11 protein-coding genes are annotated in these 12370 nt (G+C 39.6%); 4 read left to right on the top strand and 7 right to left on the bottom strand.

The window, feature by feature from the left end; genetic code table 11:
- Positions 1-240: 240 nt before the first annotated feature.
- Entirely contained in the window at positions 241-576 is a 336-nt protein-coding gene (locus BR73_RS0108450; protein ID WP_033165176.1) for a phage holin family protein, read from the top strand.
- Positions 577-672: 96 nt separating this feature from the next.
- Here BR73_RS0108450 and BR73_RS0108445 read toward each other — a convergent pair whose 3' ends face one another.
- Both BR73_RS0108445 and BR73_RS26705 read right to left on the bottom strand, forming a co-directional pair.
- Entirely contained in the window at positions 673-1560 is an 888-nt protein-coding gene (locus tag BR73_RS0108445) for a DegV family protein (protein ID WP_033165175.1), read from the bottom strand.
- Between the two features lie 169 nt (positions 1561-1729).
- A complete protein-coding gene (locus tag BR73_RS26705; protein WP_051685063.1) occupies positions 1730-1993 on the bottom strand; it encodes a TetR-like C-terminal domain-containing protein in 264 nt (87 codons plus the stop codon).
- 110 nt (positions 1994-2103) lie between these two features.
- On the opposite strand from BR73_RS26705, the gene BR73_RS0108435 reads away from it, so the two are divergent.
- The 3 genes from BR73_RS0108435 (at position 2104) to BR73_RS0108425 (ending at position 5742) form a co-directional block, all read left to right on the top strand.
- On the top strand, positions 2104-3348 hold the full coding sequence (locus tag BR73_RS0108435) for a class 1 isoprenoid biosynthesis enzyme (RefSeq protein ID WP_033165174.1): 1245 nt from the start codon (positions 2104-2106) through the stop codon (positions 3346-3348).
- Positions 3349-3519: 171 nt separating this feature from the next.
- Positions 3520-4512: a dTDP-glucose 4,6-dehydratase gene (gene rfbB, locus BR73_RS0108430; protein ID WP_051685062.1), complete on the top strand. Its 993-nt coding sequence runs from the start codon at positions 3520-3522 to the stop codon at positions 4510-4512.
- 48 nt (positions 4513-4560) lie between these two features.
- A complete protein-coding gene (locus tag BR73_RS0108425) occupies positions 4561-5742 on the top strand; it encodes a methyltransferase domain-containing protein (RefSeq protein WP_033165173.1) in 1182 nt (393 codons plus the stop codon).
- Positions 5743-5781: 39 nt separating this feature from the next.
- Here the strand turns inward: BR73_RS0108425 and abc-f are convergent, their stop codons facing one another.
- The 5 genes from abc-f to hcp form a co-directional block, all read right to left on the bottom strand.
- Positions 5782-7782, bottom strand: coding sequence for a ribosomal protection-like ABC-F family protein (gene abc-f / locus BR73_RS0108420; protein WP_033165172.1), 2001 nt, complete (start codon positions 7780-7782; stop codon positions 5782-5784).
- Between the two features lie 593 nt (positions 7783-8375).
- Complete coding sequence (locus BR73_RS0108415; protein ID WP_033165171.1) at positions 8376-8798, bottom strand: hemerythrin domain-containing protein; 423 nt, start codon at positions 8796-8798, stop codon at positions 8376-8378.
- A gap of 24 nt (positions 8799-8822) precedes the next feature.
- The gene (locus BR73_RS0108410) at positions 8823-9386 is read right to left on the bottom strand and encodes a hemerythrin domain-containing protein (protein WP_033165170.1); all 564 of its coding nucleotides are present in this window, start codon (positions 9384-9386) and stop codon (positions 8823-8825) included.
- 39 nt (positions 9387-9425) lie between these two features.
- Positions 9426-10034: a hypothetical protein gene (locus BR73_RS0108405; protein WP_033165169.1), complete on the bottom strand. Its 609-nt coding sequence runs from the start codon at positions 10032-10034 to the stop codon at positions 9426-9428.
- A 322-nt stretch (positions 10035-10356) separates the two neighbouring features.
- Complete coding sequence (gene hcp / locus BR73_RS0108400; protein WP_033165168.1) at positions 10357-12222, bottom strand: hydroxylamine reductase; 1866 nt, start codon at positions 12220-12222, stop codon at positions 10357-10359.
- Between the last annotated feature and the right edge of the window lie 148 nt (positions 12223-12370).

Genomic DNA, 12370 nt, shown 5'->3' with positions numbered 1-12370 from the left:
GTTCTTTCTGATTCTTGTAATTTGTATGAAATCCTAAGGAAATAATCCTATGGAAACAAGACTTTTAACGTTTGTATTAAAATATTGTCAGTAATTAGCTCTGCAAATTTCTGATAATGACAGCTCTCAGCTGTGATGCATCCGAAGATTACATCGTAACTGTTTTTTTGTTTGAAAAATGTATTGCATTTTTCATATTCCTGAATTTACGTGTGTTAAAGCGCACAGATGGGAGTTATCATGAAAAAAGTACTTTTTAATTATCTCTCTTATATTGCCGTAATATATTTACTGTCCATGGCGATTCCCAGTGTTACAATTTACAGCACCGGTGCGTTATTGGCAGTTGGTCTTGTTTTGTTATTTGTGAATTTATTAGTAAAGCCTTTGCTTTTGCTGGTAACCTTTCCTCTTAATATTATAACCTTGGGTCTGTTTAGCTTTGTGGTAAACGCCTGGTCCATTATGATCGCCGATCATTTTGTAAGAGGGATCTCTATGGGAGGGTTCTTCAATTCCTTGCTGGCAGCATTATTTATAAGTCTCTTAAAGGGGCTTCTGGAAAGCAAAAAATAGACTATATAAGAGCTGTTCCCTTGAATGTAGGGCGGGAAGATACCAGCAGGTTACTTCCAGCCCTTCATTTTTTAACGACAACCTCTTATATAATCCTTAATCAACTCGTTTATCACCAATAAAGAAGAGTGCCACTGTCCCCGGTCCTGTATGTGAACCGATTACTGTACCGATATTATTTATCAGGACTTTCCCTTTAAGTGAGGGAAATCTCTCTTCTATCATATCAGCCACCAATCTGGCATCTTCGTAGCAGGCAGACTGGGAAATATAGCACTTTCCATTATAAGCCTGTCGATCCTCTGCGAGTTCCTCCATACGTCTTACCATTTCCTCTGATACCTTACGTTTACCCCGGTACTTATCTCTTGGAATCAGCTTTCCTTCATGGTTTACATTCAGAAGAGGGCAGATCTTTAAGATAGTTCCAAAAGCAGCTGAAGTTGCTGAAATTCTGCCGCCGCGGTAATAACTGGTAAGGTCTGTGGAAAAGAACCAGTGATTTACCTTAAGTTTGTTCTCCTCCAACCAATTGTAACAGGCTTCAAGTCCTAAATCTTCCTGCTGCTTTTCTTTCGCTAAGGTTATCAGCAATCCGTATCCCGAGGATGCTGCCAGGGAATCCAGTACGACAACCTTCCGGTCCGTATACTTCTCATTTAAGATATCCCTTCCGATACAGGCAGAATTATAGGCTCCTGATATACCGGAGGAAAGACTGATATGCAGAACATCTTTTCCCGCTTTCAGGATCGGCTCCCAAACCTCCATATACTGTTCTGCATTGGGCTGGGAAGTGGTAGAAGCAGCACCTTCTTTTATTTTGTTGTAGAAAATATCAAAAGGCATGGATTTTCCCATATCATCCACGTATTCCCTGCCTTCCATTGTATAATAAAAATGTATGACGGAGATTTGATTCTCCTCAAAAAACTCCAAGGACATATCTGCTGTTGAACAGCAGGTAATAATAAAGTCAGACATCTTCTAACCTCCTGGTACTGTATTGTATTCCTGACAAAGGGTTGTAATAGTATCAATACTGCTATTCAAGCCACCTTATGTAGTATTTAAAACTATTATATCTCTAGCCGCAAGCCTTGTAAAGTACAGGCTTGCTATTTATGCTTTCTTTTCGTATTTTTCAGAGCATTCATAAAATTGCCCTGAAGTAGAATTCCCAGCTTTTCCATAATAATTTAGGCTCTTCCCTCATTCCTTTATCAATCCAGTCCAATAACAACCCGGCTAACGCAAATTTGTAAAAGTTGGCTATAAAGACTTTGTCCCCTTCTTTCACTGACATTCCTTCCGCAAACTCTTCTAATACCCCTGATAGAAGATTATAGGACTCATGATGCAGGTAACGCTCCAGATGTGCTTTGTTTACGGAATGATAGGAATAAACCCTGTCCATCAATAGATTTAACTATTGATATTCAATTGTTTGTTCATTATAATACGGTTAATGACAATAATTAGAATACCCTGAATTTATTCCGGTATTAAATATAGAGGTGCGCATCTATGGACTGTTTTAACAAAGATATGATAAAAACTTCCTTTCTTCCTGTAATAAGAGAACAATGGCTGTCTGCAAAAGAAACCTTTCCAGAGTTTCTGAAAGAAATCACAGACACAGAGAAAGCTGTCAACGAAAACTATGTTCAGGACATATCTGAAAAGTTCCTCCTGCTGGTTAAGAAATATCCACGTTTTCCTCTAAAACGCAGGCGTTGGAAATATCAGATAGATTCCCTTTTATCCCAGGTTCTTCTATCAGAAACTATTATACAGCTTCATAAATACCTCTCTCCGGAAGACCTGGATACCTTTGTTACAGAAATAAAGGATTTTCTAAGAGAAGTGAGGGCTTATACACCGGAACTCTCCTTTGCTGATATGGGGCAGGCACTTAGAAATTATATTGTTTATATGATGTTTAAACAGATACATAAGGATAGTTCACCCTTTTCAAAAACCTGTTATGGTTATAGCATGCTCTATCCTTACACGGATAATTATATCGATAATCCGGGTAACTCTTCTGCTGATAAAGCTCGCTACAACACACTGATACAGGACTTTCTGCATAAAAAACAACCCTTTCCCACCTGTTCCCATGACACAAAGACTCTGCATTTTCTCTCGGCAGCTTCTGCTGCAGCTGACAGTAGGTATTCTGATACCGCCCGCACCCTGCTTCTCATGATGCTGGATGCCCAGGAGGAAAGCCTGAAACAGCAAAAGTCAGAAATACCTTTAACCCTTGAAGAAAGGCTTGCAATATCACTTTACAAAGGCGGCGTATCCGTATTAATCGACCGTTACTATGTAGCAGAAGAAATGACCAGGGAAGACTATCTCTTCTACCTTGGCTTCGGATTCTTTCTGCAATTGGCAGATGATCTGCAGGATATCGGGGAGGATTCCAAAAGAGGAGGGCAGACCTTATTTACAATTAGTATGCAGGAACATGCGCTCGAAAAGCTTGTAAATAAGCTTCTTCATTTTGTCCATAATCTCTGTTCCTCCTTCTGCCCGGAAAATACTGCTTTTCTGCAGTTTGTACAAAACAGCAGCTATCAGCTGATAGTCATGTCTTTAAATAGAAGTAAGGAATACTTTCCTGCAGATTATATAAGACGAATGGAAACCTCCTTTCCAGTATCCTTTACCTGTCTGGAGCAGGGCAGGCAGGGACCTTTTGGTAACCTGGATTCTGCCGATCAGAAGAAGTACCAAAGAGTCCTTGATACCATACTTTCTTAAGCAAGGCTGGACGTGATTCCAATTAGATTTTTTAATGAGATTTAAGCAGCCCTATATAGAGGAATATTAATGCACCTAATTAAGCTTATAATATTTTAAATTATACTTGACTCTCACGCTGCGTAACCTTCTACAATAAATTCATCACACAATAGGAGGTTACATTTCATCATGAAAACATATCTTATAACCGGAGGAGCCGGCTTCATTGGCTCCAACTATATCCATTATCTTATGAAGAATTGTACGGAAGAAATAAAGCTACTTAATCTGGATGCACTCACCTACTGCGGTAGAAAAGAGAATCTGAATGCTTATGAAGGTAATAAAGCTTATCATTTTATCCAAGGCGATATAAGAGACAAAGAACTTCTTAATTCCCTTTTCTCCGATTATTCCATTGATTATGTGGTTCATTTTGCCGCACATACCCATGTAGACAGAAGTATCAGTTCCCCAGGAATATTTGCTGAGGTAAATGTCAGCGGTACTCTTAATTTGCTGGAGGCTGCCAGAAATCAATGGGGTGATAATTATGAGGGTAAACGATTTCTCTATATTTCCACGGATGAGGTATATGGAGAGCTTAAAGCAGAAGGGCAATTTACCGAAACAACTCCTGTAAACCCAAGAAATCCTTACGCTGCAAGCAAAGCTGGGGCTGACCACATGGTCAGAGCCTATTTCTCAACTTATGGCTTTCCGGTTCTGGTTACCAGATGTTCTAATAATTACGGTCCCTATCAAAACCAGGAGAAATTTATACCAAACTGCCTCTTCAATTGCCTCTCTGGCAATCCCATCCCTATCTATGGGGACGGACAGAATATCAGAAACTGGCTCTTTGTTGAGGATCACGTGGCAGCAATTGACCTGGTTCTTAAGGATGGTACCCTGGGAGAAGTTTATAATGTAGGTGCACAGGAAGATTATACTAATCTTGAGGTAGTTCATAAGATTACGGCTATCTTAAAAGAGGACTATCACCTGACTGTTCCTCCCCTGAGATTTATTACGGACAGAAAAGGCCATGACAGAAGATATTCCATGGACTCATCTAAATTACAAAAAGAACTTGGGTGGCAGCAAAAGATTTCCTTTGATGACGGGCTTGAGAAAACCATCCAGTGGTATTTGAACAACCGGGAGTTCTTAAACCTATGAATTATTAATCAAAGCAGACAGGTTTGTTAAAGAGAGGAGTAAATACCAATGCCGGAGAACTTTTATACAACGGGAGAATTTTCTAAAAGAGCAAATGTATCCGTTCGGACAATACGCTACTATGATGAGGTTGGGCTATTAAAGCCCTCTCTCATGAAAGAATCGGGTTACCGTTTCTATACAGACAAGGATTTCGCTGTTCTTCAAAGAATCCTCGCCCTTAAGATGCTTGGTTTTTCTCTGGAGGAAATAAAAGAAATCTCCGTTAAGTACACTGACTCAGCTTATGTTAGAGAATCCTTAAATCTTCAGCAGAAGCTGCTGAAAGAGAAAATTGCTGCCTTAAAACAAATGGAGCGGATTATTAAAAAGACAGCACAGGCTCTGCCTGAAACAGAAGAACCTGACTGGAAGCACATGGTTTCCTTAATTCATCTTCTTAGTATGGAAGAAACTCTAATCGATCAATATAAGACCTCAAAAAATCTGGAAGTGCGAATTGACCTTCATAAGCGGTATTCCAAAAACCCTGAGAGCTGGTATCAATGGATCTATGATAAACTTCCCCTTAACAAAGGCTGCAGGGTTCTGGAAGTTGGCTGCGGAAACGGTGAATTGTGGTATGAGAATCAGGGCCGTCTTCCTTCAGATACTACAGTTCTGCTATCGGATATTTCCTCCGGCATGCTAAGAAATGCGGCCTCCAGATTAAAAGGTATCCCCGGTGATTATCAATACAAGCAATTTGATATGGAGGATATTCCTTATGAGACTGGAACCTTTGATTTTGTAATTGCTAATCATGTACTTTTTTATGCCAAAGACCGTAAGAAAGCTTTGACAGAGCTTAAACGAGTCTTAAAGCCTGCAGGATGTCTCTGCCTTAGTACTTACGGCAGAAAACATATGCAGGAAATTGAAGCTTTGGCAAAGGAATACGATGAGAGAATAGCCTTATCAGAGGTGAAACTCTTTGATATCTTCGGCCTTGATAAAGGAGCGGAAGAATTAGAAGAATTGTTTCAGGCTGTGGAAAAGCATTGCTATTCCGACAGCCTGTTGGTGAAAGAGGTTAAACCACTTGCAGATTTTATTTACTCCTGTCATGGTAATCAGATACGTTTCTTAAAGGATTCCAAGGAGGATTTTGAGAAATTCCTTGCTGTTAAGCTTGGTAAAAAGGGGTTAATGGTGACAAAGGAGGCTGGAATCTTTCTATGTTACCATTGATTTCTTATAGTTATCATTGATTATTTATAGATATCATTATTACTTATTATTATCATTAATACTAATAGACAGCCATTCCTCCATAACATTTTCAAGCTCAGCTGACAGCTCTTGTTGCCTGTTATAGAGTGTATTAAGTTCCTCAAAAGGTATTTCAGGTGAATTCATACATTCATTTACTGCTTTTAGCTCATTCTCCAGGTTTTCTATATTTTGCTCAAGGTAAGTTATACGGACTGGATTCACCGGGATATCTCTATTTCTTTTGGTATCATTTTTTTCTTTTACGCCAGATATTTTATCGATACGATTCCCCTGCTGCATACTGACTGATTTGGTGCTATTCATATTTATATCAGAAACAAAACTACCCTCTAATTTTTCTTTTTCCGCCTTATAAGCATCATAATTACCGTCATAACTCTTTAGTTTCCCTTGGTTAAGCTCCAATACCCTGGTCGCTGTTTTATTAATAAAGTATCTGTCATGGGAAATATAAAACACCGTTCCTTTAAAGGCCTCCAGTGTATTTTCAATATTCTCAATGGACACAGTATCCAGATGATTGGTGGGTTCATCCAGTATCAGCAGATTCACATCCGTAAATAAAAGTTTACTCAGCATCAAACGTACCCGCTCACCGCCGGACAGATACTTTACCCGCTTAAAAACAGTACTTCCAAAGAATAAGAATCTGGACAGGTATTCTCTGGCTGCTCCCTCCAGAATTGAAATGTCCTCACGAAAGCATTCCAGCAGTGTAATTTCTTCATTCTGAAACGTCAGGTTCTGGGGCAGGTACGCCAGCTTAACATTACTGCCAAACTCAATACTACCTTGATCCGGTGTAATTTCTTTTAAGAGCATTTTAAGAAAGGTAGTCTTTCCGCTGCCGTTTTGTCCTATCATGGCAACCCTCTCTCTGAAATAGATCTCTGCTTCTGCTTCGTTAAATAATATCTTTTCACCATAGGCTTTCCTTAACTCCCTGGCTTTTACTACTACATTTCCCGATCTTTCTGCTTCCGAAACCTTAAGCCGCAGATTATTATCCTTCGAACCGGGTCGTTCAATCCGCTCCATTTTATCCAGCTTAATCTGAATGCTTGCAGCCCTTTTATAGAACTTCTCGTTACCGCCTTTCGACGCCCATTCTCTTAGCTGTTTCACGGACTTTTCCATGTCATTGATTTTCTTCTGCTGGACTTTGTAATGCTCCTGCCATAACCGAAAATTCTCTTCCTTCTGGCGCAGAAACTCTGTATAGTTTCCGTTGTAAGTCTCTGCTTCACCGTCTTCAATCTCAATTATTTTTGTTACGGTATGATCCAGGAAATACCTGTCATGGGAAACAATAATCACTGTTCCTTTATAGGTCTTAATATATTCCTCCAGCCATTCTACCGATTCCATATCCAGATGATTGGTGGGCTCATCCAAAAGCAGCACATCGGGATTATCCATTAAGAGTTTACCCAGTGCGGTTGTTGTCTTCTCACCGCCGCTCAGTACATTGAATTCTTTCTTTAAGAATTCTTCGCTGAACTTTAATCCCTTGCAGATTCTGTTAAGCTTCTCGGTTACCTGATATCCGCCTTTGCTTTCGTATTGCTTCAAGTAGTTATCATATTTCTTTAACACCTTCTCAAGTATTGTCCCTTCTGCCTGCTGCATCTCAACTTCAAGACTTCTTAACTCTGCCTCTAACTTATACACCTCTTCAAAAGCCATATTAAGCACATCAATTACCCTGATCCCTGCTTCATAATCCGGTATCTGGTCCAGATAGGCACAGGTGGTATCCTTTGACAGAAGTACCCAGCCTTCATCGTAGCCCGGCGGTACGGGTGCATAAGGGTAACCTGCACAATGGTTTAAAGCCAGTTTGCCGGCAATCAGTTTCATGATGGTAGTCTTACCGCTTCCGTTTTCTCCTACCATTCCTGCTCTTTCACCTTCATTTACCATAAAGGTTACGTTTTTTAAGACCAGTGTGGTATTCATATATTTTTTCACACCATTAACAAATATGTCTTTCATTTTTAATTATACCCTGATATCGGGGGACGGCCTCCGATACTGCCACCATATGTCTTTTTCCTGCCGCATTCCGGCTGAAAAATTATAAGGTGGCATCCTTTCCTTTATTTTTTTCCTATCAGCGAAAGGTTTCAAGAAAGAAAACATTACTATTTCAGGGCATAAAAAAACTGCAGAAGAATACTCCTTCTACAGTGCTGTCAACCTATATATTTAACCTGATCACAATCTGATTATATTTTAATGAAAGATCTATCAATCATCAACTTATAATCCAAGGTTTCCTTACGATGAGTTCAGCAAAGTATATCCCTTCAAATGCTTTCTTATAATGAATCCATTATAAAAATACTATTAAATTGATCCATAGTTGCAATTTTCAGGTGTCATACCTTACAGCTCCTTCCGTGTCATACGTTATATAAGATGGTTTATCTTATAACAATAGTGTAACAGTATAGTAACGTGAAAGAAACCTCAAGAATTATTTTAAAAATTTATGACCTATAAATAAAATAAAATTACCTCTTCCGGGCTAAAAATTTAAGTAAATTGTATTTTTATGCCTGTAAGAGGTAATAAATCTGACTTATTTATAAATTTTTCTCAGCAATCAAGCGGTAGAGATTTTTATTTTCTTTATCCATACGGCTCTTAATCTTACCAAGAACTATTTTCGTCATGGGACGGAATTCTGCTTCTGCCGCAAGGACCTTGTTTCTGGTGTTGAACCGGTTCTTATACTCCGTAAATTCCGTAACAAGTCCTCCCATTTCATCACTGTAGGAGCTTGCCATATTTTTTATTTCTGTGTCTTTGCTATCCCTTAAAGCAGGGTACATAAAATCATCTTCTGACAGCAGATGAATATTCAGAAGTCCAGCCAGTTTATTGATATGGAGAGTGATATCACCCAGTAAATCAATATACTCCTCTTTAAAAGTAAGACTTAGTATGATGTCTAACTCTTCTTCAATGCTGGCATGCTGCTTTTTTAATTGTTCCAGGTTAATCATTGTAACACCTCTTGTTCCAGACCTTTATTCCACACCGTATTTCCCGGTAAGTTCTTTTAATATTCCAAGGCAGTGCTCTTGTACTCCCTGCTCTGTTGCTTCCTCTTCAAAGACTCTGACTCTTTCATCAACTGATTCGAGTATTTCTTTGGAAAGGCTTTTCTCCGCATAAGGGTAGATTACTTCATTTTCTTTTCCGATATGCCTTTTTAACAGAACTGCGTAACCGGAAGCTCCCGCTATCATTCCAAGCTTATGAAGTGTTACAGGATTTTCTCTGTAAAGCTTAATGGAATCTTCCAGGTCGGATATGTGCAGGCGTCCCAGATCATGTTCTACCAGCATACCATGTTGAATCAGATTGGTTCCAATCTTGCCTAAGTTATTTGTCATTTCAGCAAACAGTACCTGTTCTTCTTTTCCGTGATGATGCTTATCTGCATAGTTTCTGGCAAAATAAATCATCTTCTCAAAATCCTCAGTTACCGGATCTTCACCATCTATGATTTTGCAGCACGCATTTTCTACCACCTGGATAAGCTTTAAAATATTATCATGTTCTGCTACCATTAATTCCACACTGTACATATCCATACCTCCTGTATTATTTATAATATTATTTTGATTTTAGTTTAATGTAAGTTCGAAAACATCATCGGGTTTCACAACAAATTTAATTGCTGTACCGCTTATCAAGCCCTCAATGATTGCCTTGCGCAGTTCATAGTATACTTCTATGGAGCCATTTACCAGTTCCCAGTATTTGCTGTGTACACATTCCGCCTGCTGCCAGCTTGTGTAAGCTGAACCCTGCTCCAGTATTTCATTTACATGGTCACAGGGCATTCCATCAATGAGGCTGTCACTGATAACCTGAAAAGCATCTTCCGCATCAGCAGTACCCGGAATACTATGTTTCTTACCAAATGCAAAAGCCGTTTCAATCAGCTTCTCTTTTCTGTTACTATCCTTATTTAATATTTCGGTTACTGCTAAAGCAAGTCTTCCTTCTGTAATAGAAAGTTTAGACTGTAACCAGCCATGTATATTCATACCATCTATTATATCTTCCAAAGGTTCACTGCTGATTGTACCAAACCTCCTGGCAAGCTTATCTTCTAATTCGTTATCCCAGTCATTTGCAGCACTGAGTTCTACAATATCCTTAACCAGTTCTTCCTGGAGTTTAATCTTATTATATACCCAATAATGGATTGGTCCTAAAAATGCACTCATCTTTTCTTCTCCTTATTTTCTATAAGAACAATATGCTATAAGGTGGGGCTGCCTTATAGCAATTTCTTTAAGGCAGCCCCAAGATATAGACAGGTGGTTTGCAGTACCGCAAGCAGGCTTGCGGTATGAGCGCTCCAAAGCGCTAATGGTGGCTGATGGGAAATTAAGAACATTTCACACCTTGATTTGTGCAGTGCCACATCTGTTGTAGATACAGCCTGCACATTTGTACACTGTACATTTGTACAGATGTACAAAGGGAGTTTGTTGCATGGATGAATCTATATCTTAAAGGGGAGTTAAGCATTATTACATCATCTTATTACTTTGCTAACTGGCTGTTTAATTTCTCAAGTACTACACTTACGTCCATTCCGTGAACTGCGCAGGCATCCTCTAAGGATTCCATCTGTGAGGAAGGGCAGCCCAAGCAGTGCATACCAACCTCTAACAGGATAGGTGCAAGATTAGAATCGATGCGAAGAATATCGCCGATTAACATATCCTTTGTAATAGCACCCTCTACATCTACGGTTGCAGCAACTTCTTCTTCGTTGCCAAAGAACAGTTCCATATCCTCTTCAACAGTACCGATTCCGGCAATACCGAAGTTCTCTACCAGTACCTTTGCAACGTTAGGAGAAAGGAAGGCAGGTAATGTAGGTCCTAAGTGGATATTCTTAACACCAAGGTGTAATAAAGCTAATAATACGATAACAGCTTTCTGCTCATACCAAGCGATATTGTAGATGATAGGCAGATCGTTAATGTCCTCCAGACCAAATACTTCCTTAAGCTTTAATGCAATTACTGCAAGTGAGTAGGAATCGTTACACTGTCCGGCATCCAGAACTCTTGGAATACCACCGATATCACCAAGCTCTAATTTGTTGTATTTATATTTTGCACAACCTGCCGTTAAAATAACCGCATCTTTCGGAAGAGCATTTGCGAAATCTGTGTAATAGTTTCTGGATTTTGCTCTGCCGTCGCAACCAGCCATAACTACGAATTTCTTAATGGCTCCGGATTTCACAGCGCCTACTACTGCATCAGCAAGTGCAAGTACCTGATTGTGTGCGAAACCACCAACGATTTCACCGGTTTCGATTTCTGTAGGAGCTGCACACTTCTTAGCATGCTCGATGATTTCTGAGAAATCCTTCTCCTGTCCGATTTCACCGCCAATGTGCTTGCAGCCAGGGAAACCAGCAGCGCCTGTTGTGTAGAGTCTGTCCTTGTAGCTGTCCTTGGGAGGAACGATACAGTTGGTTGTCATTAAGATAGGTCCGTTAAAGCTTTCGAACTCTTCTTTCTGTTTCCACCATGCATTACCATAGTTACCTACGAAATGAGTATATTTCTTAAAGGCAGGATAGTAATGTGCAGGTAACATTTCGGAATGGGTATATACATCTACTCCGGTTCCTTCCGTCTGCTGTAAGAGTAATTCCATATCACGTAAATCATGACCGGAGATTAAGATACCGGGGCGGGTTCCGACACCGATGTTAACCTTTGTGATTTCAGGGTTACCATAAGCAGTTGTATTGGCAGCATCAAGAAGTGCCATACCGTTAACACCGTATTTACCGGTCTCTAAAGTAAGTGCTACTAACTCTTCTGCACCAAGGGTGTCATCCAGTGTCTTAGCAAGTGCTCTCTGTAAGAAAGCATCTACTTCTTCGTCATCTTTAAGAAGTGCATTGGCATGTTTGCTGTAAGCGGAAAGTCCCTTTAATCCGTAAGTAATTAACTCACGAAGGCTTCTGATATCTTCATTTTCAGTTGCAAGGACACCTACAGTAGCTGCTTTGGCAGCGAACTCGAAAGTGGTACCTTCCCATAAAGCCGCCTCGCTTAAAGTAGCTTTGTCACTTAACTGGCTGATTAATTCTTTTTTTGCATCTATTGTTGAAACGATACGTGAAGCAATTGCTTCTTCGTCAAAGTTTGCATTTGTTATGGTTGTAAATAAATTTAAGGTGATCAGGTGGTTAATTTCAGTGCTTACCTTTTTGCCTTCTTCACGAAGTTTAGTAGTCACCTCAGAGATGCCTTTTGTCACATAAACTAAAAGATCCTGAATACCTGCAACTGCCGGTGATTTACCACAGACACCTGCCTGTGTACATCCACTGTTGCCTGCTGTTTCCTGACATTGATAGCAAAACATCTTGTTATCCATTCTTAAATCCTCCTGTATAATTTGATTATTTAGCGCATTTGCTGCCTTCGTACTGCGCTTCGATGTGTATATCATAACAGGATAGTGAAATAATTTCCGTAACATATGTTACATTGTAAAAGTTTTTTTATTATTTTTTTAACTTTTT

This window comes from Clostridium sp. KNHs205 (assembly GCF_000702945.1).
Lineage (GTDB): Bacteria > Bacillota > Clostridia > Lachnospirales > Lachnospiraceae > Anaerocolumna.
This window is presented reverse-complemented; position numbering and strand designations above follow the sequence as displayed.